Raw genomic sequence first — 22803 nt, 5'->3', positions numbered from 1 at the left:
GCGCGCCGCCGCAGACGCGAAACTACGCCGTCGTCAGCCTGAAGAACGCCACGGCCTGCGTGAGCCGTCGTCCCTGTTCATCGAGCGATTGCGAGGCCGCCGCCGCTTCCTCGACGAGCGCCGCATTCTGCTGCGTCACCTGATCCATCTGGGCGATCGCGAGGTTCACCTGCTCGATGCCGCGGCTCTGCTCGCCCGATGCCGCGGCGATTTCGCCCATGATGTCGCTCACGCGCGCGACTGCTTGCAGGACGTCGGCCATCGTCGACCCGGCGGTGCTGGCGAGCGCGGAGCCGTCCGCGATGGATTCGACCGACGCGCCGATCAGCTCCTTGATCTCCTTTGCCGCGCTCGATGAACGCTGCGCAAGATTGCGCACTTCCGACGCCACGACCGCGAATCCCCGTCCTTCTTCGCCGGCGCGCGCGGCTTCCACGGCGGCATTCAGCGCGAGGATGTTGGTCTGGAACGCGATGCCTTCGATGATCCCGGTGATGTCCGCGATCTTCGACGAACTGCTGCTGATCGACGACATCGTATCGACGACGCGTCCCACGACCGCGTTGCCCTGCTGCGCGACCGCCGACGCCGTGGCGGACAGCGTGCTCGCCTGCTGCGCGTTCTCCGCGTTCTGGCGGACCGTCGCGGTGAGTTGCTCCATGCTCGACGCGGTCTCTTCGAGCGAGGCGGCCTGCTGCTCGGTGCGCGTCGACAGGTCGATGTTGCCCGTCGCGATCTGGCTCGATCCGGTCGCGATGCTGTCGGCCGACGCACGAACGTCGCCAATCAGCCCGACGAGGCTCGTCTGCATCGTGCTCATCGACGCGAGCACGCTGCCCGGCGGCGCGCGGTCCGCATCGGCGACCGGACCGAGATCGCCGCTCGCCACGCGCCGCGCCACTTCGCCGAGCTGATCGGGTTCCGCACCGAGCGCGCGCAATATGCCGCGCGTGATAAGCACGCCAGCGAACAGCGCTGCCAGAACCGACGCCAGGCACACGCCGATCGTCAGCATCCGCTGATTCGCATAATGCTCCGCCGATTCCTTGACGAGTTCCGCTTCGCGGGCGTTCGTCGCGTCGGAATAGCCCTCTGTCGCCTTCACGAGCGAGGCGAGCAGCGGCCGGCATTCCGCGTTCATCTTCGCGATCGCCTCCGCGTGCTTGCCCTTGAGCGCGAGATCGACGATGGCGAGCGCGACCGGACCGTAGAGCGACTCGATGCGATCGATCTCCGCGATGCGTGCGCGCGCGTCGGCGGTGGCGTCGGTCGAGCGGGCGATCATGTCGTTGAGCTTGCGCAGGCTCTTCTGCACGTCCTCGTGGGCCTGCGCGACCGCGGCCTTTTCGATCTCGAGTTCCGCGGGTTCCGTGACCAGCACGAGATTACGCGCGGCGATCGCGCGCCGGTCGACGGCGGTCCGCACGTCTTCGGCCACGTTCGCGCGGGCGTTGATTCCGTCGACGTAGCTCGAGAAACGCTCGTTCGACGCGCTGAGCGCTTCGATGGACAGTCCCGACACGAGCAGGACGGCGCCCGTGAGCAAACCGAAGCCAATGGAAAGTTTCGTCCTGACAGTCATACGCTGCGTGTGCATTTTTCTTTCTTCGTGACGGTGGGTGGAAGCTTACGACGGCTTTACGGCAGCCCGACGTCCGACTTGAGATCGACGAAAGTTCGACTTGCGAAATGAAAACGTTTGGCGTGAAAAGAGTCGGCGTGGAGCGCCCGGCCGGCCGCTTGTTGCTAATCGGCCATTCCAAAACTGTTACAAAAACTTACACTCCGTGCCCGAGTGGTGTCAGGGCTGATAACGCAGAAGCGATGAAAACGGGGTTTTGTGCAGCAGCGGGGATGAGCGTGATGTTGGCGGCATGCGGCGGCGGCGGACACCGCGGCGGCTCGGGACCTACGCTGGGTCCGTCGGCGGAGCGGCAGTACGACGGCACCGTCAACGGCCGCCAGGCGACGATTCCTATCCCGGCGACGGCAAGTCCGAGTTCAGCCGCAGCTACGACACGAGCTACGACACGGCGCCCACGCTCGCTGCCGTCACCGGCACGTTCAAAGGCACGAGCGCCACGAACATCGGCGCGAACGTCGCGCTGGACAACGTCACGCTTACCGCCGACGCCGCCGGCAACATCACGGGCACCGGCACCCACTGCACGTTCACAGGGACCATCAAGCCGCGCGCGAAGGGCAACGTGTACGACGTCGGCCTGACGTTCGGTCCGGGCGACGGCTGCGCGTACCCCAACGCGTCCGCGACTGGCCTCGGCGTCATGACCGGCAACGTGATTCATGCGTTCGTCCAGACGCCTTCGAAGTCGGGCGTGTTGTTCGTCGGGACGAAATAGCGCGCATGGCCGGGAGTCCGGTCGTCCGCCTGACGCGCGATGTTGTGGCGTGCGGGAAAGCGCTTTAACGTTCGGTATCGTCATTCACGAACCTCTTGCGCCGACCATGCATCCCGTTACCTCGCTTCTCGCCGAATGGCTGCCCGTCTGCAACGCTTCCGACGTGGGACCTGCATCCGCATCGGCCTACGTCGTCGCGGACGAGCGGATCGTCGTGTGGCGCGACGAGGCCGGCCGCGTGCACGTCTGGCGCGACTACTGCCCGCATCGCGGCGCGCAACTGTCGCTCGGTTTGGTGCAGGCGGGCGAACTCGTCTGCCCGTATCACGGATGGCGCTACGACACGCACGGACAATGCGTGCACATTCCGTCGAACCCTTCGCTTGTTCCGCCGCTACGCGCGTGCGCTCGCAGCTTTCGCGCCGCGGAAAAATACGGCGTGATCTGGATGTGTTTCGGCGAACCGGCTCGTGCGCTCGACTTCTTTCCCGAATACGACCTGCCCGGCGCGCGATGCATCAATCTCGCGCCGCAGCGGGTGCGGTCTTCGGGGCCGCGCGTCGTCGAGAATTTTCTCGACATGGCGCACTTCCCGTTCGTCCACACGGGGATTCTCGGTGAGCCCGCGCACACCGAGGTGCGCGATTACGACGTCGCCGAAACCGATGGCGGCCTCGAAGCCACGCAGTGCTTCTTCTGGCAACCGGCGGGATTGCCTGGGCAGCCGGGCGCCGACATCGAATACGTGTACCGCGTGAAGCGTCCGCTCGTCGCGAGCCTCAGCAAGAAGGCGGGCAGCGGACAGGGCGCGCTGCACATCATGATCGCGGTGTCGCCGGTGTCCGCCACGGAAAGCCGCGCGTGGCTCGTCTCGGCTCACGAGGACGACGCGCTCCACACCGACCAGCAACTCTACGATTTCAACATGGAGATCCTCGTGCAGGACACGCCGATCGTCGAGTCGCAATACCCGAAGTACCTCCCGCTCGACCTGACGGCGGAATTGCATCAGCGTTGCGACCGGATGTCGGTGGCATATCGCCGATGGCTGGCGGCGCAGGCGTTCGGCTACGGTACGTCGCTCGGCACTTGAGCGTAATCTGTCGGCTGCATGCTGGCGGGGACAGCCGCGCAGTCCCCGGATTTCACTCACTCTTACGGGGCGCTTTCGCAATGGAATATCGTCAACTGGGCCGCTCGGGCCTCAAGGTATCGACCATCACGTTGGGCACGATGACGATGGGCGGCAAGGGCAAGTTTGCGAGTGTCGGCGACGTCGGCCTCGACGATGCGCGGCGGCAGATCGACATGTGCATCGACGCGGGCGTCAATCTGATCGATACGGCGGACGTCTATTCGGGCGGCGCCTCGGAGGAGATCGTCGGCGAGGCGCTCGGCGGCAAGCGAAAGGGCGGCGTGCTGATCGCCACCAAGGCACGCTTTCCGATGGGCGACGGCCCGAACGATCGCGGACTGTCGCGTCATCATCTGATCGAGGCCTGCGAGGCGAGCCTGCGACGCCTGAAGACCGACGTCATCGACCTCTATCAAGTGCACGAATGGGACGGCCTGACGCCGCTCGAAGAGACGCTCGACGCGCTCGATCTGCTCGTAAGGCAGGGCAAGATCCGCTATGTCGGCTGCTCGAATTATGCCGGCTGGCATCTGATGAAGGCGCTCCATGTGAGCGAGCGCGAGCGCCTGCCGCGCTTCGTGAGCCAGCAGATCCACTACACGCTCGAAGCGCGCGAGGCCGAATACGAACTCGTCCCGATCTCGCTCGATCAGGGCTTGAGCATTCTCGTCTGGAGCCCGCTCGCGGGCGGACTGCTGTCGGGCAAGCACCGGCGCGACACGACGCCCGAAGGCACGCGGCAACTCGCGGGCTGGACCGAGCCGCCGATCCGCGACGAGGATCGCCTGTGGTCGATCGTCGACGTGCTCGTGGAGATCGCGGGCGAACTCAATGTGTCGGCGGCTCAGGTCGCGCTTGCGTGGACGCTCGGTCGTGCGGCGGTGGCGTCGGTCGTGATCGGCGGGCGCAACGAGGCGCAGTTGCGCGACAACCTCGGCGCGGCCGAGCTGACGCTTTCCGCCGAGCAGCGCGAGCGGCTCGACAAGGTGAGTGCGCCGCCGCTGCTCTATCCGTACTGGCATCAGGTGCAGACGGCGAGCGACCGGCTCAGTGCGGCGGACCTGTCGCTGCTGCGGCCGCATTTGACGACGTAGTCTCCTGCACGGCGCCGTCTCCCAAGGCGCCGTCCCTATACCTACATATGATTCCCGGCCGCGCCCGTTATCCGTAACATGGGTTCATCCAAGCGGTGAGCCAGTCCACGATGCCCGCCCCCATTTCACGCACGGTCGAGGACAAGCAAGTGCAGCCCCGTTCACGAGTTTCAGTCATCGACGACGACGAATCGGTTCGCGTCGCCACGTCCAGCCTGCTGCGTTCGCTCGGCTGGGAGGTGAGTCTTTATGCGTCTGCTGAATCGTTTCTCGAATCGGGACAGGTCGACGAAATGGCCTGCGTGATCACCGATGTCCAGATGCCGGGCATGACGGGCCTGCAATTGCAGCAGCGCTTGCGCGAACTGGGGCTGGCGCTGCCGGTCATCTTCATCACGGCGTTTGCATCCGAGGCCGCGCGCAGACAGGCGCTGGACGGCGGCGCGATGTGTTTTCTCAGCAAGCCGGTGGACGGTGCGGCGGTATCGGAATGCATGGACCGCGTGAGGCTCGGATTTTCGAAGGATTAGAATCGGTTGCGTGCCTTGGCCCGACGCACGCGCGCAGGATGACGTTCAGACTCAACGCCACCGGACGCTGAAGCCGTGTGCCGCGACCTCTGTCACGACACGCAGATTGCCGGTATTCGCCAACGAACCCCTAATCGAACGCCTATGTCCGTGCCGCTCTTTCCGCTTCGTGTCGTCGTCCGCATGTCGAGCGGCTGACGTGGCCGCGATGGATACCCTCAGCAGCGCGCCCCGCACCGTGCGCCGCGACGCGCGCGTCGCCCTGACGCTTGCGGCGGTGATCGCGCTCGCCGTGTTCCTGATCGATGCGCTGACGCCGCTCGACATCGCGATCGCGGTGCTGTATGTCGTGGTGGTGATGCTCGTGGCATCGACCGGCAACCGCCCCGCGACGGTGGCGACCGCCTGGGGCTGCGTCGCGCTCACACTCGCCGGTTTCGTGCTGTCGCACGACGTCAACTATTCGAACGCGGCGGTCGCGCGTTGCGTGGTGAGCCTGCTCGCGATCGCCACGACTTCGGTGCTCACGCTGAGGAACCTCACCGCGACGACCACGCTGCACGAGCAACTCGAACTCCTCGACCTGGCTCACGACGCGATCGTGGCGTATGACATGAACGAGCGCGTCACGTTCTGGAATCGCGGCGCCGAAGCGCTCTACGGCTGGAGCGCGCAGGAAGCGGTCGGACAGCCGATCCACCGTCTGACGCAGACCACCTTTCCCGTGCCGTTCGCGCAGATCCGCGAGGAACTGCTGCGCTCGGGCCGCTGGGACGGCGAACTCGAGCGCGTGCGGCACGACGGCAGCGCGGTCGTCATTTCCAGCCGCCTGGCACTGTGGCGCGACGAGAAGGGCGCGCCGCGCGCCGTGCTCGCGACGAGCAACGACATCACCGCGCGCAAGCGGATGGAAGCCGAATTGCAGCGTCAGCGCGAAGAGCTTCGCAACACGATCGACGCGATCCCCGGCATGGTGTGGAGTTCATCGAGCGACGGGCGGCTCACGTTCATCAACCGGCGCTGGAACGACATGGGCGTGACGCTCGGCGACGGCAACACCGACGTGTGGCCGACGATCGTCCATCCGTCCGATCTGATGCAGATGCAGCGGGACTGGCGCACGGCCATCGAAACGGGCGCGTCGTTCGAGAACGTCTCGCGCATCCGTGGCAGCGACGGCGTCTATCGCTGGATGCATATCGGCGCCGAGCCGTTGCGCGACAGCACGGGAGCGATCTGCCGCTGGTACGGCGTGAACACCGACATCGAGCAACGCAAGCAGGCCGAACAGGCACTCGAACGCAGCGAGGCGTTTCTGCTCGACGCGCAGCGCCTGAGCCGCACCGGCAGCATCGCGATGCGCTTGCCCGACGGGGACATGTGGTGGTCCGACGAAGCCTACCGGATCTTCGACTACGCGCGCGACGTCGTGCCGTCGATGGACCTGATCCTTGCGCGCACCCATCCCGACGACCTCGCGATCGTGCAGGACGCGTACCGGCAGTCCATCGGCGGCGCGATGCACGTCGATGTCGAACACCGCCTCGCGATGCCCGATGGCAGCATCAAGTATGTGCACTACGTCGCGCATCTCGCGGTGCCGGCGGCGGAGGGCATCGAGTATGTCGGCGCGCTGATGGACGTCACCGAGACCAAGCGCGCGCAGGAAGCGCTCGCGCGATCGACCGCCGAACTCGCGCACGTCACGCGTATCACGATGCTCGGCGAACTGGCGGCGTCGATTGCGCACGAGGTCACGCAGCCGATCGCCGCGATCGTGACCTGCGGCGACGCCGCACTGCGCTGGCTCAACCGCCCGCGCCCGGAACTCGCCGAAGCGCAGCAATCCATTGCGCAGATGATTCGCGACGCCAAGCGCGCGAGCGATGTGATCCGGCGCATCCGCGCGATGGCGAAGAAGCACGACAGTCTGCCCGCGGCGCTCGATCTGAACGAGATCGTCGGCGAATCGGTCGAACTGGTGCGGCGCGAACTGGAACGTCATCGCGTCGAGGTGCAAGTCGATCTCGCAACGCCGACGCCTATCGTGTGCTGCGACCGCGTGCAATTGCAGCAGGTGCTCATCAATCTGCTGATGAATGGCGCGCAGGCGATGTCCGAGGTGAACGGTCCGCGCAGGCTCTCCATCGCGACGCGCCGCTTCGATGCCCGGCACGCGCAGGTGATCGTGCAGGACTCGGGCACGGGCATCCGGGAAGACAACGCGAGCCGGCTCTTCGATGCGTTCTTTACGACGAAGGCCGAAGGGATGGGCATGGGGCTGTCGATCTGCCGGTCGATCGTCGAGGCACATGGCGGACGGATCTGGGCCGAATCGCCGGAAGAAGGCGGCGCGCGGCTGCAGTTCGTGCTGCCTGTCGGGGAGACATGTGATGAGCAGTGACAAGATCAGCAACGCGATCGTCTACGTGGTGGACGACGACGAGTCGATGCGCGACGCGGTCAGCATGCTGTTGCGCTCGGTGGGACTGAGCGTGGAGACCTTCGCGTCCGCGCACGAGTTCCTCGCGTTCGACATGCCCGACGTGCCGAGCTGCCTGATTCTCGACGTTCGCCTCAAGGGGCAGAGCGGGCTTGCTGTGCAGGAGCAGATTTCGGCGAGCGAACTTGGCCTGCCGATCGTCTTCATGACCGCGCACGGCGACATCGCGATGACCGTGAAGGCGATGAAGGCGGGCGCAAAGGATTTTCTCGCGAAGCCCTTTCGCGACCAGGACATGCTCGATGCCGTCGAGCATGCGCTCGCGAGCGACGAACAACGGCGCGCGGCCAGCCGCTCGGTCGCCGACTTGCGCCGTTGCTACGAGTCGCTCACGCCGCGCGAACGCGAGGTGATGGCCTACGTGGCTTCCGGCCTGATGAACAAGCAGATCGCCGCCGAGCTGAACCTGAGCGAGATCACCGTGAAGATTCATCGCGGACAGGCGATGAAGAAAATGGGCGCTCGCTCGCTTGCCGATTTCGTGCTGAAGGCCGAAGCGCTCGGCGTGAAGATGCCGGAAGGCGCCACGACGCCAGCGCGCACGCAGCGCAACTGAATATCCCACGATGACCTTGCAGGCTCATGCACATGCATGAGCCTTGCGAGCGCGCGTCCGTTGCACGGCGCCCCTAAACCTTGATATGAGAGGACCCAACGATAGGATGTTCGGCGCAACCCTATGTACGGCTATTCGGGCGCGTGGCGGCGCGATAACTTGGAGTCATGCGGCGCTCGCTTCGAAGCGCCGAGTGACTCGAAGATCAACTCTATTGTTTAACGAGGAGTGCGAGGATGCAGCCCAACGCGAATTTCATCGATCCGTGGATGCAGACCATCGGTTTGCTCTCGCTGCTGTCGGGTGTCGGGGGTGCCGGTAACAGGCGCGCTGCGGCGAGCGAAGGAAGGCCGCAGGCTTGTCGCCCACAGGTCGGGACGCAGTTAAAGGGCGTGCAGGTTCGCCTGATCGACCGGCCGTCGCGCTCGACCGCGACGATCGAGTGGCGCGATCCGACGCATTGCTGCTATGGCGATCAGGTCTGGCGCACGAGTTGTGCGCGCGTGGCGGGCGTGTGCGCGATGAGCGGGCGTCCGATTCGCCCGGGCGATGCGATCTACAAGCCGCGTGCGTGCCGCCCGATGCCGATCAATAGCGACGCGATGATCCTTCGCTCGGTGCTCGAAGAAGCGCCCACGCTTTGATCTGCTCGTGCGATAAAAAATCCGCTGCATGAATCATGCAGCGGATTTTGCTTTGTAGTACTGCGCATTCCGGATCGACCGATAGAAGCCTCGTCGCCGCTACGACGCGCGCGGCCGTGCCGATTGCCCTCGGTCAGAGTGCGGGGACGATTCAGGCTTGGCGCGGTCTGTGCCGGACACCGCGATGCGTTCCAGCGGCAACTGTGCGTCGCGGCCCACGTCGTCGAGTGCGTGCCGATAGCCTGGCGCGCTCGCGCCGCACCATGCGGTCATCGCGAGGCACGCGGCGACCGCTGCCAAACCCGACCGGGATCGTATCGCTCGTATGACCTTCATGATGTGCGCTCCTTGCGCCCCATCGAAGTGACAGGGCGATGGAGTCAGCTTAGAAGAGACGAGGCGCGCGGACCATTCTACGAACGACTCGATGCGCCAGCCGATCGCATGACGCACTCATACCTGGGTGTGATCCGCCGCTGGCAAACGAGACCTCAATGTGTCTGACGTGCTGCCACGAGTTTGCACGCCTGCGCGGGCAATTCCGCGAGGACCGGCATGCCGGGCGTCAGCCCCGGCGTCTCGCGCGAGGTGGTGGCGACAGTCAGCGTGAAGCCCGCGCAGTCGATCGTCGCTTCGACCGATGCGCCTACATCGCGTATGAACGTTACCGTGCCGCTCAGCCGGTTCGGGCCGACGCCCATCGAAACAGGTTTCACACAGACGTCCTCGGGACGGATCAGCAGCCGGATGTCCGTGCTCGCATCGGGCGCGCGCGCCGGCCGCGTGACGACGATCTGCTGGCCGCCCGGCAGGCTCACGCTGTCCCTTCCGTCGTAGGTCACGGGCAGGATATTGCCGAGGCCGATGAAGTCCGCAACGAACTCGCTGACGGGTTCACGATAGATGTCGAGCGGCTTGCCCACCTGCGCAATGCGGCCCTTTTCCATCACGACGATCTCGTCGGCCATCGTCATGGCTTCGCGCTGATCGTGCGTGACCATGATCGTCGTGATGCCGAGACGTTGCTGCAGCAAGCGGATCTCGACCTGCATCGCTTCGCGCAGCTTGGCGTCGAGCGCGGACAGCGGTTCGTCGAGCAGCAGCAGTTTCGGCGACGACGCGATCGCACGCGCAATCGCAACGCGTTGACGCTGCCCGCCGGACAGTTGCGTCACCGGCCGGTTCGCCATGTGCGGCAACTGGATCAGTTCGAGCAACTCCGCGATGCGGCGCGTGCGCGCGGGCTTGTCGGTCTTGCGCAGCCGCAGCGGATACGCGATGTTCTCGGCCACGGTCATATGCGGAAAGAGCGCGAGCGACTGGAACACCATGCCGAAGTCGCGCCGGCTGGCCGGCACGTGCGTGATGTCGCGGCCCGCGAATGTCACGCTGCCCGACGTCGGCGTATCGAGCCCGGCAATCATGCGCAAGAGCGTGGTCTTGCCGCAGCCGGACGGACCCAGGAACGAGACGAGCTTGCCGTCGGGGACGCTCAGGTCGACGTGATCGACGGCGTATGCCGCGTTGAAACGCTTGGTGACGGCCTGCAATGTCAGATGAGTCATCGAATGCCCCTGGAAATACGAATGCAGATGCGAAGTCAGAGCGCCACGCCCGCATCGCCGACGAGCTTTTCGAGCATCCAGATCAGCGCGAAGTCGATGACGACGATGAAGACCGCGAAGGAAAACACGGTCGGGTCCAGCGACGAAACCGTGCGGCTGTACAGCCAGACCGGCAAGGTCATCGTGTCGATGCCGTACAGGAAAAAGGTCACGGTGAACTCGTTGAACGACACGATGAACGCGAACAGCATGCCCGCGAGAATGCCGGGGCGCATCAGCGGCAGCACCACGTCGATGAGCGCGCGGCCCGGGCTTGCGCCCATCACGCAGGCCGCTTCCTCCAATTCCGGGCCGATCGACGCCACCGACGCCGCGCAGTTCTTCACGGTGAACGGCAACGCCAGGATCACGTGCGCGATGACCAACCGGGCGAGGCCGAGTTCGACCGGCAGCACGTTGAACACCAGCAGCAGCGACAGCCCGAGCATCACGAGCGGATAGACGAGCGGCAGCGCGACCAGTTGCTCGACCGCCGACTTGCCGCGGAACCGGTAACGGGAAAGCGCATAAGCGGCGGGCACCGAGACGAGCGTGGCGATGAGCATCGTCGAGACCGCGACGATCATGCTGTTCGCGAGCGCATCGCCCATCGAGAGCGCGCCGTTCGCATCGGGCGCGATGAAGCTGTGCCAGGCCGCCCGATACCATTGCAGGCTGTAGCTCGGCGGCGGGAATTCGAGCGTGCCCGCGGCGCTGAACGACATCGTGATCATCGTCAGGATCGGCAGCGCGGCGAGGAACAAGACGATCGCGGCGAGCAGTGCCGTCGGCTTGCCGAGCTGGCCGGGCATCGATGCGCGCAGGCGCCACGCGCGCGGGCGCAGGAGGGTGGCGGGCGTGCTCATGCGGAAGGCTCCTCGATACGGCGCGTGCGGCGCACCAGACGCTGCGAAATCGCCATCACGGCGAGCGTCGCGGCCATCAGCACAATGCCCGATGCCGATGCGGCAGGCCAGTTCAAGAGCGGCGCGACCTGATCGTGGACCAGTACCGCGAGCATCGGCACGCGGCGTCCGCCGAGCAGCAGCGGAACCGCGAAGGCGCTCGCGTTGTAGGCGAACACGAGCAGCGCACCCGAAACGAGACCCGGCATCGCGAGCGGAAGCATCACGTCGCGCAGGATTTGCCAACGGCTCGCGCCGAGCGTCGCGGCGGCTTCCTCATACGAACGCGAGACGGCGCGCATCGCGCTCGACAACGGCAGCACCGCGAGCGGGAAGGCCGTCTGGATCAGGCCGAGCAGCACGCCATGCTCACGATACAGCCACATGACCGGCCGCTCGACGAGGCCGCTCGCAAGCAGGCCGTGATTGAGCAGACCCGCCGGCCCGAGGATGATGAGCCATCCATAGCCCTGCAGCAGCAGATTGACAAGCAGCGGCAACAGCACGCCCGCCAGCAACAATCGTCGCGCGACACGCGATTCGGTGCGCGCCATCGCAAGCGCGACGGGAATCGCCAGCAACACGGCGCAGATCATGCTCTGGAACGCGAGCCGCAGCGTCAGCCAGAGCGACTTCAGGAAATAGCCATCGCCCAGTTCGACGTAGTTGTGCAGCGTAAAACCGCGCCACTCGGCGCCCGGCGTGCCGAAGCTCATGCGCAGCACGACGAGCGCGGCCGCGGCGAGGATCAGCAGGAACAGCAGGATCGGTGCGAGCAACAGCCACGGACGCGCCTTCGCCAGCGCCGCGCCCGGCGGCGCGGACGCGGGTTCGTCGAACGTGCCGGAAGGGCGCCGCGAAAAGCGCGTGCGCATCGTGGTCATGCCGAGAAGATCTCGGTGTAGCGCTTGATCCAGGCGGGTTGCACGGCGGCGAGCGCCTTGTCGTCGTGCAGCACGGCCTTTTCCGCGATCTGCTGCGGGCTCGGCACGAACGCGCGGCTTTCGGCCGGAATCACGGCTTTCGAATTGACCGGCCCGTTCAGCACGTCGGCGGCCATGCGGCCCTGCACGCCGGCATCGAGCGAATGATTGATGAAGGCGTGGATCAGGTCGCTGTCGCCGGGATGCGACTTCGGGATCACCGTGAACATCAGCTGCGTGGCGAAGCCTTCCTTCATCCCGTAGGTGACGCCCATCTTGTACTCGGGCTTGCGAATCTGGGCCGGGAAGAACGCGGGCGAATAGATGCCGCCGATATCGAGCGAATTGGTCCGGAACAGGTCGGCAACCTGGTTCGGATTTTCGCCCAGCGTCATGACGTGGTCTTTCAGTTGCATCAGCTTCTTGAAGCCGGGCTCGATGTTCTGCTGCGAGCCGCCCGCCAGTTTCGCGGCGATGATCGCGAGGTCGACCGCTTCGGCCCACTCGGGCGGCGGCAGGAACAGGCGCCCCGCGTATTTCGGATCCCACAGCGCTTCATACGACGAAGGCGGCGTCTTGACGGTCGACGTGTTGTAGATGAGCCCGTCGGACCACAGCAGATAACCCACGCCGAAGCCGTTGGCGCCCGTGCGGTACTGCGGCGCGACTTCCTTGAGATTCGGCAGCTTGTCGAGGTCGGGCTTGACGAGGAGGCCCGCATCCGCGAGACCCGCGGCGCCCACGCCCGCCAGCGTGATGACGTCATACGTCGGACGGTCGCCCGCCGCCTTCAGCTTGGCGACCATGCCGGACGTGCCGTCGGCGCGGTCGGCGATCACCTTGGCGCCGGTCTTCGCCGAGAACGTCCCCGCGATATTGCGCAGCGCGGCGGCGCCCGTATCGTCGGACCACGTCAGGAGGCGCAGCGTCTTGCCCGCGAAGTTCTGTTCCTGTGCCCTCAGATTGACGAAGGGCATCGGGAGGGCAGAGGCCGCGAGCGCCGTACCGATTGCCTTGATGGCCTGCCTTCTGCTTTTCTTGATGTGCTGCATGGCGGTCTCCCGTGGTGATCGAAGGAACGTTCTGATGCGCGTGAATGCACTGTAGGCGCGTCAAAATACCGTCACCAACGAAATCTCTGCATGGGAGGCATGTGTGACGCTCATACGAGCGCGCGGCGCAGGTGTTCGATGAACGAAGCCGGCGCCTGCTGTCTAGCGCCGTGCGATGCCGCGCCCGTTTCCCGATCGATGCGCCTGCTGCAACTGCCGTCGCCGTCAGGACGCCGGCTGATTTGCCCACTCGGCCGCCATCGACGCCGCGAACTCGCGATACGAGCGCAACGGCCGGCCGAGCAATGCCGTGAGCCGTTCGACGTCCGCCGCCTTCGCCACTGCGCCGTCCTGCTGGTAGCGCCGCATCATGAGGCGCATGTCGTAGGCGAGCCAGCCGGGCGCGGCGTGCTTCAGGCCGTTTTCGAGCGCATCGAGATCGTCGCCTGCGTAACGGATCGGCCGCTTCAGCACGTCGCTCCAGATGGCGCTCATGCTCGTGGCATCCAGCGCGTCGGGTCCGACGAGTTCGTAGTGCTCGATGGGCAACGGCCCGGCCGCATCCTCGCGACGCAGCAGTTCGCGCGCGGCCGCGTCGCCGATGTCGCGCACGTCGACCATCGAAATGCCTTTGTCGCCGATCGGCATCGCGTACACGCCTTGCCCGAGAAGCGCCTGCTTCTGCCGCACGTCGTTCTGGATGAAGTAGGCCGGGCGCAGGATCGTGGCGGGCAGATCGCACTGTTCGATCATCCGTTCCGCCGTGTACTTGCTGGTGAAATGCGGCACGTCGGCGTACTCCGCGCCCTTGAAGACCGACAGGTAGACGATTCCCTTCACGCCTTCGTCGCGTGCGACGTTGAGCGCCTGCAGCGCCTGCGTCAGTTCGTCGGCGGCGTTCGGCGCGAGCAGGAAGAGCGTGCTGACGCCGCGCATCGCTTGCCGCAGCGCGTCGACGTCCGACAGATCGCCCTGAACGGCCGTCACGCCGGCAGGGAAGTGCGCGCGTTCCGGCGAACGTGTCAGCGCGCGGATCTGCGCCTTGCCGCTCAGGTGGTCAAGAACCTGCGTTCCGATGCTGCCCGTACTGCCCGTAACCAGAATGGTCATGACGTTTTCTCCGTGGGAAAAGAGGGTGGTGGAGGACCCGAGCGGCCCGACAGCACCCACGATAAACGTTTCATTCATGCGTCGGAAGAGTCACAATCGGAACACCTCGTCTCGCCAGCGGAACGATCATGGATCTCGAAGCACTCGCGGATTTCAACGCCGTCGCGCAGCACCGCGGCTTCGGACCAGCAAGCCGCGCGCTCGGCCGTCCCAAGGCGACGCTTTCGCGACGCGTCGCTCAACTCGAAGAGAGCCTCGGCGTGCGTTTGGTCGAGCGCGGCGCGCGCCATTTGCGGTTGACGGAGGAAGGTCTCGCGCTGCACGAACGCACGCTCGGGCTGCTCGCCGAAATCCACGAGGCGGGCGAAGCCGTGGCGTCGCGCGCGCCGGTGCCGGCCGGCAAGCTGCGTATCAGCGCGCCGGTCGTCTTCGCGCACGTGATCCTCGCGCGCATCGCGGCGCGTTTTGCGCTCGCCCATCCGCGCGTGGAGGTGGAACTCGTGGCGGAAGACCGCGTCGTCGATCCGGTGGAGGACAACTACGACCTCGTGATCCGCATCAATCCGCCGGCCGACGAACTGCTGATCGGCCGTCGCATCGTCGCGGATACGCGACTACTGGTGGCTTCGCCCGATTTGCCGATGCCGCCCGCGCCCGGGTCCGAAGCGCAGGAACAGGAGGTGCCGGCCGTCGTGCTGCCGACGGCGCGGCCGGCAGCGAGCTGGCAAGTGGCGACATCGCCGGGGAACCTGTGCGCGTTTATTCCGGTGCCGGTCTTGCGGCTGTCGTCGCTGCTGATGGTGCGCGAGGCCGTGCTGGAAGGCGCGGGCGCCGCGTTGCTGCCGGGTCTGCTGGTCGCGCGGGACGTGGCGGCGGGACGTCTCGCGTGCTGGGGAAAGGATGCCGGGCCGCCCGTCGAGGTCTGGGCGCTCTACAGTTCGCGCCGGTTGTTGAGCGCGAAGGTGCGCGCGTTTCTGGACATGCTGCGCGAACTGGACGAGGCGGATCGGGCGCCGCCCGTCGATTGAACTTCCCGTTTCAGTCGGGTTCGCCGCGCGTGTCAGGCATTGCCCGAACCGGCCACGGGCGACGTCGCGACATGTACGCTTTGCAGCAGCGCCTGCAGGTCGTCGATGTTGAACGGCTTGGACAGGATCGCGACGCCCGCGTGCTTCGCTCTTTCCAGTTCATCCGCATAGCCGGTCATCAGGGCAACGGCTTGCCGGGGCCACCTGCGCCGGACTTTTTCCGCCACGTCGATGCCATTGTTCACGCCCGGCATCTGGATGTCCGAGAGGATGAGGTCGAAGGTCTTCCCGTCGTCCAGCAGCCTGAGCGCGGCATCGCCCGTCAGTTCATGCTGCGCTCGCCAGCCGAACACCTCCAGCACGGCCGCGAGCCCGGCTGCGACTTCCTCGTTGTCCTCGACAAGCAGGATCGAACCCTTTCCCGACGCCTTCGCCGGAGCCTGCGACGGCGGCATCACGCGCGTTCCGGTTTCTGTCTTTGCAGCCCGTCTTGGAAGATAGAGGCGGATCGTGGTGCCTTCGCCGACAGCGCTCTCGATCCGCGCCGTGCCGCCCGCCTGCTCGCACATCGCGATGACCTGAGCGAGACCGAGCCCCGTCCCGGCGCTCGCGGTCTTCGTCGTGAAGAGCGGCTCGAAAGCGCGCTGTGCGACCGAACGCGTCATGCCGACGCCGGTATCCGTGCACGCAATGACGACGTATTCGCCCGGCTTGAGGCCGCCCGACGCATGCGCCACCTCGATGTTCTCCCCGCTAATGATGAATTCGCCGCCATCGGGCATGGCATCCTTGGCGTTGACCGCGAGGTTGATCAACGCCGACTGCAACTCGCTGGCATCGACGTGGACGGGCCAGATGTCTGCGAACGACGAGATGCTCAGGCTGACGCGGTCGCCGAGCGACGTGCGGATCAGCGCGGCGTCGTCTTCGAACCAGCGCTGCAGGTGAATTTCCTCCTGTCGCAACGGCTGCTTGCGGGCGACGCTCAAGAGCCTGCGAGCCAGCACTTCCGCTCCGGCGGATGCGCGTTCGACGGCCATCACTTCCTTTTCCAGTCCGTTGAAGCCTTTGCGCCGCGCGAGTTCCATATTGGCCTTGACGACCATGAGCAGATTATTGAAGTCGTGCGCGACGTTCGCCACGAGATTACCGAGCGCGCTCATTCGCTTCATTTGCCGGCCGGTCGCCTCCGCCGATAATCGCATTCCGAACTCGGCCCTCCATCTTTCCCACGCGATTCGTTCCGCTTTGAGACGGCGCAAGCTGAAGAGCACGAGAAGCCAGATACCGCAGCAGGGAAGCAAGGTAGCGACGGCAATGAGCCCGTCATGCTTGATCCATCGATACGTGACGGCCGAGACCGGAATGCCGGCCGTCACGTAGAGCGGGTAAGCGCCGACTTTCCGATAGACGAGGAGCTTTTCGACGCCATCGAGCGTCGAATTGATCCGGATTCGGCCGTCGCGGTTTCTGACGCGAATGGCGTCGACGAGCGGCTGATTGTTTGTCGGGGCGCGGCGGGCCTTGGGCGAAGGCGAGCGGGCCAGAATCGCGCCGTCCTTCCTGAATAATCCGAGCGTCAGCGCGCGGTCGTGCGACGTGAGTTGTTCATAGAAAGAGAGAAAGGCGTCTCGGCGCAGCGAAATATAGATGACGCCGAGAAAGCGGCCATTCGCGTCGTAGCGTGGCGTGCTCGTATTGAACACGTCGACACCCGTGGCCGGCGCGCGCTCCGGCAGCGATACCTCCGTCGTGGCAGCCTCCGGAACTTGCGCGGACCGAAACTCGGCGTGATCGCCGATCGACAGAATCCCGACCGGATAGGTGCCGCTGCTGACGAGCAAATCGCCTTTTTTGCCGAAGATGGCGATCGACGCAACGGGAGGCAGGCGCTGCGCGGTTTCCTGCAGAAAGTGGTGAAGCTGTTGCTGGCGCGCGCGGATTTGCGCGTCGCCGTCCGTCCCGAGCATGGACATGACGCGCAACGACATTTCCTGATCGACGTCCAGAATCTTTACTGCTTGCTCTTCGGCGACCCGTGCGAGGCGATCGATTACCTCCGACGAATCGGCGACGCGCGTCTGATAACCGAAATAACCGTAAGTCACCAGGAACAGCAGGGGTGTGACAATCGATGCAACCAGTGCGGCCATCAACATTCGGCGCGTCGCGCCGAAATCGCGCGGTGGCACGGGAATTTCGAGCGCCGATATATCTAGAGCGGACGATTCCGGGTTTGTAATCATAAGAGACGTGCTTCGGCGAAAGGCGAAGCATATTCAGTTAGCCGCACAGCGTCAAACGATGTTCGGAAAGCAATATGTCGAGATAATCGCTTTCTCCTGGGGTATACATTTATACGTGTTTTCCTATCATCGTGCGTTTTGCGGCATTTTCTCCGGCGATACCGCCAAACATGCGCTGATCGAAAGTGTAAATTTGCGTGCGCTCCAGCGAGCGTTGCCGTCGACAGGCACAATACGCGCCGAAGACGCCGCAGATGCGCTGCGTCGCGGTAATCCGTCCCCCGATCCCATGAACCACGATATTCCCTTGCGGCCGCCCATGCCGGCGCGTGCCGCCAATTCGCAGCGTTTCCTGCTGTTTCTGGTGTGTCTGTTCGCCTCCGCCGGGCAACTCGCCATCGACATCCACGTGCCCGCGCTTCCCGCGATGGCCCGTTTTTTCGAAACGTCGCCCCAGGCGATCCAGTCGAGCGTATCGGGCTACATGGCGGCTTATGCGCTCGGCCAGCTCGTCTTCGGGCCCATCGCCGACGCCTATGGCAGAAAACCCGTGCTGGCATTCGGGCTGGTGATCTTCACGATCGGCTGTCTGCTGTCGCTCGCGGCGCCGAATCTGGAGACATTTCTGATCGCGCGCGGTTTGCAGGGCTTCGGTATCGCGGCGACGAACTTGCTCGCGAAGGCGATCATCACCGATTCGTTCAAGGGAATCGCGCTTCTGCACGCGTTCACCTACATGTCGATTGCCTGGGGACTCGCGCCGATCGTCGCGCCCGTGATCGGCGCGCATTTGCAGACGTGGTTCGGCTGGCAGGCATGCCTCGTCTTCCTGCTCGTCTATTCGCTCGTGATGTGGGCGCTCGTCTGGCGCTATCGCGAAACCTTGCCGCGCGCCGTCCATCTCGAGCCGCGCACGCTGATCGCCAACGCCGGCAAGGTGCTGTCGAGCCCGGTGTTTCAAAGCTGCTTTCTCGCGCAGGGCCTGTGCTACAGCATCTTGCTGGTGTTCAACATCATCGGGCCGTTCATGGTGCAGAACACGCTGCACAAGCCGCCGACTTATTTCGGCTACCTCGCGCTCGGCATCGGGCTGATGTATTTCCTCGGCGGATTGTCCAATCGCATGCAGGGCAAGCGTTTGCCGAGCGCGGAAGCGCGTCTCCTGATCTGCTCGCGCGCGATGGCGGGCGCGTCCATCGTGATGCTCGTGCTCGCGCTGACGGTCGGCCTGCGCGTCTGGACGCTCGCGGCGCCCGTGCTCGTGATGGGTTTTTGCGCCGGCGCGATGTATCCGACGCTGATGGCGAAGGGCAATTCGCTCTTTCCGCACATCGCGGGGTTGACGAGCGCGATTCTCGGATGCGCGTTGCTGCTCGTCTCGTCGCTGATGATGGGCCTCGCGGGCTTCGTATCGGTGCAGATACTGGCGCCGCTTGCGGGCTTCTTCGTGATCCTCGCCATCACGGTCGTGTGGATGGTGACCAAGCTGTTGCGGCATCTGGCACAAATGCAGGCGCACGCGGCCGAGCGCAGCGCGGAAGCGGCCTGAGCGCGCCCACCTGATCGCGCGAGTTAAGCAATTCCCGAAATCCGTCGGCGGGACCGATAAAATGCTGCGCCCGCCCGCTTTCCGGCCGTGTCGCGCGTGACCCGTGCGACGGGCGCCGGCAACGGGCATCCGCCTCACGAAGGCATCCGGTCCTGAACACGACACGCCACGACACTCGAGGATTGCTTTCATGCTTGCCCGCATCACCCGTCTCACTCGTCTCTTTCCGGTTTGGGCCGTGCTGGTTTCCACGGCCGCCTACTTTTCGCCTTCGTCCGTGACCGGCATCGCGCCGCACGTGACGACGCTCCTCACGATCATCATGCTCTCGATGGGCGTGACGCTGTCCGTGGCCGATTTCCGGCGCGTTTTCACGCGTCCCGCGCCGGTCATTGCGGGAATCGTGCTGCATTACCTCGTGATGCCACTCGCCGCGTGGGTGATCGCGAAGGCGCTGCACATGCCGCCCGACCTGACGGCGGGGATGGTGCTGGTCGGCAGCGTCGCGAGCGGCACGGCGTCGAACGTCATGATCTACCTGGCGCGCGGCGACGTGGCGCTGTCGGTCACGATCAGCGCCTTGTCGACGCTGGTCGGCGTGTTCGCGACGCCGCTCCTCACGCGCCTTTACGTCGACGCCTCGATCGCCGTCGACGTGCACGGCATGCTGATGAGCATCCTGCAGATCGTCGCGCTGCCGATCGTGCTGGGGCTCGTCATCAACCATCTGTTCGGCCGCTTCGTGCGCAAAATCGAGTGGCTGCTGCCGCTCGTGTCGATGGTGTCGATCCTGCTGATCATCGCCGCGGTGGTCGGCGGGACGCAGAAGAGCATCGCTTCGGTCGGGCTCGTCGTTGCGTTCGGAGTCGTGCTGCATAACGGTATCGGCTTGCTCGGCGGTTACTGGGGCGGCCGTCTGCTCGGTTTCGACGAAGCCGTGTGCCGCACGCTGGCGATCGAAGTCGGCATGCAGAATTCGGGGCTCGCCGCGACGCTCGGCAAGCTCTATTTCACGCCGATCGCCGCGTTGCCCGGCGCGCTGTTTTCCGTGTGGCACAACCTTTCCGGATCAATGCTCGCGGGTTATTGGGCGGGCCGGCCGGCAAAAGGCTCGACGCACGAAGAAGCGGCGAGGGCAGCCGCGGCGACCCCGACGGGACACTCGGGCTGAGTGCGGCGCGGGAAGTCGCGGCTTCCCGCGTCGCTGCACGATTCGCGCCGTGCTGATAGATTAGCCGTCAGCAAAATCGTCGACTGAGAGTGTCCGATGGCCGGCAGACCCAATTCCCCCGCATCGCATGTCCGTTCGCTGATCGTCATCGCACTGGTCGCGGCCGCGCTGGTCGCGGCCTTCGCGTACACGGCAGGCTGGCTTTCACCGGGACGACTCACGCCCGCGAAGATCGTCGACAGTCTCGCGCCGCCCGGCGGCCCGGCGCTGGGTTTTCGCCGGAATCACGCGAAGGGCATCTGCTTTACCGGCGAGTTCGAATCCAACGGCGCGGCCGCGCAGTTGTCCAAAGCGCGCATGTTCGCGGCCGGCACTTATCCGGTCACGGGGCGTTTCAATCTCGCCACGCCGGACGCGAAGGCGTCGGACGCGATGGCGCGAGTGCGCGGCCTGAGCCTGCGCATCGTCATGCCGGACGGCAGCGAGTGGCGCTCCGCGATGATCGATGCGCCTTTCTTCCCCGTTGCCACGCCGCAGGCGTTCTTCGACCTGCAGCGCGCGCTCGCGCACAAGGACGATCCGAACGCGATGAAGACCTTCGCCGCCGCTCACCCGGAGATCGGTGCATTCGGCAAGTGGGCGGGCAGCGCGCCGTGGACGGCGTCCTATGCGGAGGAGCGCTACAACAGCCTGAACAGCTTTGTCTTCACCAACGCCGACGGCAAGGACGAGACCGTGCGCTGGTCGTTCGTGCCCGCGGCCACGCCCGAGAACGTGTCGGCCGACGATTTGAAGAAGCGCGGCGCCGACTTTCTCGGTGCGGACATCACGCAGCGTGTCGGCAGCGCGCCGCAGCGCTGGTCGATGGTCGTCACGATCGCGAATCCGGGCGATCCGACCGCTGACCCGAGCAAGGCGTGGGGCGAGGATCGGCGCTCCGTGGAGGCGGGCATGCTGGTGGTGAAAGCCATCGAAGCCGAGCCCGACGGCCCGTGCCGCGATCTCAACTTCGATCCGACCGTCCTGCCGCCGGGCATGCGCGTTTCCGACGACCCGTTTCCCGCCGCGCGTTCAGCCGCCTACTCGGTCTCGTTCAACCGCCGAACCGCCGAGGACAAGGACTATCCACGCACCGCGGCGCAAGGAGCCAAGTGATGAACCCGACCCACACGCGGTTCTCGCCGCTTCAGCGCGCCTTGCACTGGATCATGGCGGTCTGCATCCTGTCGATGCTTTTTATCGGCGTGGGCATGGTGTCCACGGTCAAGCCCGACTATCTGAAACTCGTGTCGATACACAAGCCGCTGGGCGTCACGATACTCGTACTCGCGCTGATTCGCGTGGTCGTGCGGCTCGTGCGCGGCGCGCCGCCGCTGCCCGCGGACATGCCCGCGCCGATGAAGCTGGCGGCCTATCTGTCGCATCTCGCGTTCTACGCACTGATGATCGCGCTGCCGTTGCTGGGGTATGGGATGCTCTCGGCGGCGGATTATCCGGTGGTGGTGTTCGGCGTGCGATTGCCTTCGCTGCTGCCGCACAGTAACGAACTTCATACGCTGCTGTGGAATGCGCACCGCTTCCTCGCGCTGTGTTTCTTCGCGCTGATCGTCGTGCATCTGGCAGCGGCGCTGTTTCATGCGCTGGTCAGGCGCGACGGCGTGTTCCAGGCGATGGCGCCGTGGCGTTGAGCGACTGAATTTCCCTTCTCGCAGGTCTTCCATGACTCAAGCGCTTCATATCGACTTTATCTCCGACATCGCCTGTCCGTGGTGTGCAATCGGGCTGTCGTCGCTTCAACTCGCCTTGTCACGGCTCTCGGATGTCGTCGATGCCGAAATCGTCGTGCATCCGTTCGAACTGAATCCGCAGATGCGTTCTGACGGCGAAGCCATCGACGAGTATCTCGGCAGGAAGTACGGGCGCACGCCGGAACAGATCGCCGAAACGCAGCGCGCGATTCGCGCACGCGGCGCGAGCGTCGGCTTTGAATTCGCCCCGCGCACGCATGTCTACAACACGTTCGACGCGCATCGCCTGTTGCACTGGGCGGGCATCGAGGGCAAACAAGTGCCGCTCAAACTGGCGTTGCTGCGCGCCTATCACGGCGAAGGCACAGATCCGAGCAATCGCGAAGTCCTCGTCGAGACGGCGCGCTCGGTTGGGCTCGATGCCGCCAAAGCGCAAGCCGTGCTCGAAAGCGGCGCCTATGCCGACGAAGTTCGCGAGCAGGAGAGCCAGATTCAGGCGATGGGAATCCAGTCGGTTCCCGCAATCATCTTCAACCAGCGCCATCTCGTGAGCGGCGGGCAACCGGTCGAGGCATTCGAGCAGGCGATACGCCAGATTCTCGCCGAAGCGCACTAGCCGTTCGCCATCTTCCGTGCACCGAGGCC

The 22803-nt window shown here is 65.2% G+C and carries 20 protein-coding genes; 13 read left to right on the top strand and 7 right to left on the bottom strand.

Annotated features, from left to right (window positions below; genetic code table 11):
* Positions 1-22: 22 nt before the first annotated feature.
* Positions 23-1597 (bottom strand): methyl-accepting chemotaxis protein, encoded by a 1575-nt coding sequence (locus QCE48_RS23915; RefSeq protein WP_309782690.1) that lies wholly within the window; start codon positions 1595-1597, stop codon positions 23-25.
* 277 nt (positions 1598-1874) lie between these two features.
* Here QCE48_RS23915 and QCE48_RS23910 point away from each other — a divergent pair, with 277 nt between their 5' ends.
* From QCE48_RS23910 to QCE48_RS23880, 7 genes are all read left to right on the top strand, one after another.
* Entirely contained in the window at positions 1875-2360 is a 486-nt protein-coding gene (locus tag QCE48_RS23910; protein ID WP_309782688.1) for a hypothetical protein, read from the top strand.
* A 106-nt stretch (positions 2361-2466) separates the two neighbouring features.
* Complete coding sequence (locus QCE48_RS23905; protein ID WP_309782686.1) at positions 2467-3453, top strand: aromatic ring-hydroxylating dioxygenase subunit alpha; 987 nt, start codon at positions 2467-2469, stop codon at positions 3451-3453.
* 80 nt (positions 3454-3533) lie between these two features.
* Positions 3534-4589, top strand: a complete 1056-nt coding sequence (locus QCE48_RS23900; RefSeq protein WP_309782685.1) for an aldo/keto reductase — start codon at positions 3534-3536, stop codon at positions 4587-4589.
* Between the two features lie 110 nt (positions 4590-4699).
* The gene (locus tag QCE48_RS23895; RefSeq protein ID WP_309782684.1) at positions 4700-5119 is read left to right on the top strand and encodes a response regulator; all 420 of its coding nucleotides are present in this window, start codon (positions 4700-4702) and stop codon (positions 5117-5119) included.
* Between the two features lie 208 nt (positions 5120-5327).
* Positions 5328-7523 (top strand): PAS domain S-box protein, encoded by a 2196-nt coding sequence (locus tag QCE48_RS23890; RefSeq protein ID WP_309782682.1) that lies wholly within the window; start codon positions 5328-5330, stop codon positions 7521-7523.
* The gene (locus tag QCE48_RS23885; RefSeq protein WP_309782680.1) at positions 7513-8178 is read left to right on the top strand and encodes a response regulator transcription factor; all 666 of its coding nucleotides are present in this window, start codon (positions 7513-7515) and stop codon (positions 8176-8178) included. The genes QCE48_RS23890 and QCE48_RS23885 overlap by 11 nt, the downstream gene beginning before the upstream one ends.
* 236 nt (positions 8179-8414) lie before the next feature.
* Positions 8415-8822 (top strand): DUF3331 domain-containing protein, encoded by a 408-nt coding sequence (locus QCE48_RS23880; RefSeq protein ID WP_309782679.1) that lies wholly within the window; start codon positions 8415-8417, stop codon positions 8820-8822.
* A gap of 491 nt (positions 8823-9313) precedes the next feature.
* Here the strand turns inward: QCE48_RS23880 and QCE48_RS23875 are convergent, their stop codons facing one another.
* The 5 genes from QCE48_RS23875 to QCE48_RS23855 all read right to left on the bottom strand — a co-directional run bounded on the left by QCE48_RS23875 (position 9314) and on the right by QCE48_RS23855 (position 14416).
* Entirely contained in the window at positions 9314-10387 is a 1074-nt protein-coding gene (locus QCE48_RS23875; RefSeq protein WP_309782678.1) for an ABC transporter ATP-binding protein, read from the bottom strand.
* A gap of 35 nt (positions 10388-10422) precedes the next feature.
* Entirely contained in the window at positions 10423-11292 is an 870-nt protein-coding gene (locus QCE48_RS23870; protein WP_309782676.1) for an ABC transporter permease, read from the bottom strand.
* Positions 11289-12215, bottom strand: a complete 927-nt coding sequence (locus tag QCE48_RS23865) for an ABC transporter permease (RefSeq protein ID WP_309782675.1) — start codon at positions 12213-12215, stop codon at positions 11289-11291. The genes QCE48_RS23870 and QCE48_RS23865 overlap by 4 nt, the downstream gene beginning before the upstream one ends.
* Positions 12212-13306 carry an extracellular solute-binding protein gene (locus QCE48_RS23860; protein WP_309782674.1) on the bottom strand — a complete coding sequence of 365 codons (1095 nt, stop codon included), beginning with the start codon at positions 13304-13306 and terminating at the stop codon, positions 12212-12214. The genes QCE48_RS23865 and QCE48_RS23860 overlap by 4 nt, the downstream gene beginning before the upstream one ends.
* Before the next feature lie 225 nt (positions 13307-13531).
* Positions 13532-14416 carry an NmrA/HSCARG family protein gene (locus QCE48_RS23855; protein WP_309782673.1) on the bottom strand — a complete coding sequence of 295 codons (885 nt, stop codon included), beginning with the start codon at positions 14414-14416 and terminating at the stop codon, positions 13532-13534.
* Positions 14417-14544: 128 nt separating this feature from the next.
* Between QCE48_RS23855 and QCE48_RS23850 the strand changes: the two genes are divergently transcribed.
* Positions 14545-15444 (top strand): LysR family transcriptional regulator, encoded by a 900-nt coding sequence (locus tag QCE48_RS23850; protein ID WP_309782672.1) that lies wholly within the window; start codon positions 14545-14547, stop codon positions 15442-15444.
* 32 nt (positions 15445-15476) lie between these two features.
* On the opposite strand, the gene QCE48_RS23845 is transcribed toward QCE48_RS23850, so the two are convergent.
* Positions 15477-17603, bottom strand: coding sequence for an ATP-binding protein (locus tag QCE48_RS23845; protein ID WP_309783768.1), 2127 nt, complete (start codon positions 17601-17603; stop codon positions 15477-15479).
* A 376-nt stretch (positions 17604-17979) separates the two neighbouring features.
* Here QCE48_RS23845 and QCE48_RS23840 point away from each other — a divergent pair, with 376 nt between their 5' ends.
* The 5 genes from QCE48_RS23840 to QCE48_RS23820 all read left to right on the top strand — a co-directional run bounded on the left by QCE48_RS23840 (position 17980) and on the right by QCE48_RS23820 (position 22774).
* The gene (locus QCE48_RS23840; protein WP_309782671.1) at positions 17980-19239 is read left to right on the top strand and encodes a multidrug effflux MFS transporter; all 1260 of its coding nucleotides are present in this window, start codon (positions 17980-17982) and stop codon (positions 19237-19239) included.
* Positions 19240-19429: 190 nt separating this feature from the next.
* Complete coding sequence (locus QCE48_RS23835) at positions 19430-20410, top strand: bile acid:sodium symporter family protein (RefSeq protein WP_309782669.1); 981 nt, start codon at positions 19430-19432, stop codon at positions 20408-20410.
* A 96-nt stretch (positions 20411-20506) separates the two neighbouring features.
* Positions 20507-21565 carry a catalase family peroxidase gene (locus QCE48_RS23830; protein ID WP_309782668.1) on the top strand — a complete coding sequence of 353 codons (1059 nt, stop codon included), beginning with the start codon at positions 20507-20509 and terminating at the stop codon, positions 21563-21565.
* The gene (locus QCE48_RS23825; protein WP_309782667.1) at positions 21565-22098 is read left to right on the top strand and encodes a cytochrome b; all 534 of its coding nucleotides are present in this window, start codon (positions 21565-21567) and stop codon (positions 22096-22098) included. Before QCE48_RS23830 ends, QCE48_RS23825 begins: the two co-directional genes overlap by 1 nt.
* 31 nt (positions 22099-22129) lie before the next feature.
* Positions 22130-22774, top strand: coding sequence for a DsbA family oxidoreductase (locus tag QCE48_RS23820; protein ID WP_309782666.1), 645 nt, complete (start codon positions 22130-22132; stop codon positions 22772-22774).
* Positions 22775-22803: the final 29 nt, after the last annotated feature.

Source organism: Caballeronia sp. LZ024, from assembly GCF_031451455.1.
Taxonomy (GTDB): domain Bacteria; phylum Pseudomonadota; class Gammaproteobacteria; order Burkholderiales; family Burkholderiaceae; genus Caballeronia; species Caballeronia telluris.
This window is presented reverse-complemented; position numbering and strand designations above follow the sequence as displayed.

Bases quoted from the DNA above. Each gene is read 5' to 3' on its own strand.
- QCE48_RS23910 (WP_309782688.1), top strand. From the start codon at position 1,875: ATGCGGCGGCGGCGGACACCGCGGCGGCTCGGGACCTACGCTGGGTCC.
- QCE48_RS23875 (WP_309782678.1), bottom strand. From the start codon at position 10,387: ATGACTCATCTGACATTGCAGGCCGTCACCAAGCGTTTCAACGCGGCA.
- QCE48_RS23895 (WP_309782684.1), top strand. From the start codon at position 4,700: ATGCCCGCCCCCATTTCACGCACGGTCGAGGACAAGCAAGTGCAGCCC.
- QCE48_RS23820 (WP_309782666.1), top strand. From the start codon at position 22,130: ATGACTCAAGCGCTTCATATCGACTTTATCTCCGACATCGCCTGTCCG.
- QCE48_RS23900 (WP_309782685.1), top strand. From the start codon at position 3,534: ATGGAATATCGTCAACTGGGCCGCTCGGGCCTCAAGGTATCGACCATC.
- QCE48_RS23840 (WP_309782671.1), top strand. From the start codon at position 17,980: ATGAACCACGATATTCCCTTGCGGCCGCCCATGCCGGCGCGTGCCGCC.
- QCE48_RS23835 (WP_309782669.1), top strand. From the start codon at position 19,430: ATGCTTGCCCGCATCACCCGTCTCACTCGTCTCTTTCCGGTTTGGGCC.
- QCE48_RS23905 (WP_309782686.1), top strand. From the start codon at position 2,467: ATGCATCCCGTTACCTCGCTTCTCGCCGAATGGCTGCCCGTCTGCAAC.
- QCE48_RS23855 (WP_309782673.1), bottom strand. From the start codon at position 14,416: ATGACCATTCTGGTTACGGGCAGTACGGGCAGCATCGGAACGCAGGTT.
- QCE48_RS23850 (WP_309782672.1), top strand. From the start codon at position 14,545: ATGGATCTCGAAGCACTCGCGGATTTCAACGCCGTCGCGCAGCACCGC.
- QCE48_RS23860 (WP_309782674.1), bottom strand. From the start codon at position 13,306: ATGCAGCACATCAAGAAAAGCAGAAGGCAGGCCATCAAGGCAATCGGT.
- QCE48_RS23915 (WP_309782690.1), bottom strand. From the start codon at position 1,597: ATGCACACGCAGCGTATGACTGTCAGGACGAAACTTTCCATTGGCTTC.
- QCE48_RS23830 (WP_309782668.1), top strand. From the start codon at position 20,507: ATGGCCGGCAGACCCAATTCCCCCGCATCGCATGTCCGTTCGCTGATC.
- QCE48_RS23890 (WP_309782682.1), top strand. From the start codon at position 5,328: ATGGATACCCTCAGCAGCGCGCCCCGCACCGTGCGCCGCGACGCGCGC.
- QCE48_RS23870 (WP_309782676.1), bottom strand. From the start codon at position 11,292: ATGAGCACGCCCGCCACCCTCCTGCGCCCGCGCGCGTGGCGCCTGCGC.
- QCE48_RS23865 (WP_309782675.1), bottom strand. From the start codon at position 12,215: ATGACCACGATGCGCACGCGCTTTTCGCGGCGCCCTTCCGGCACGTTC.
- QCE48_RS23885 (WP_309782680.1), top strand. From the start codon at position 7,513: ATGAGCAGTGACAAGATCAGCAACGCGATCGTCTACGTGGTGGACGAC.
- QCE48_RS23825 (WP_309782667.1), top strand. From the start codon at position 21,565: ATGAACCCGACCCACACGCGGTTCTCGCCGCTTCAGCGCGCCTTGCAC.
- QCE48_RS23845 (WP_309783768.1), bottom strand. From the start codon at position 17,603: ATGTTGATGGCCGCACTGGTTGCATCGATTGTCACACCCCTGCTGTTC.
- QCE48_RS23880 (WP_309782679.1), top strand. From the start codon at position 8,415: ATGCAGCCCAACGCGAATTTCATCGATCCGTGGATGCAGACCATCGGT.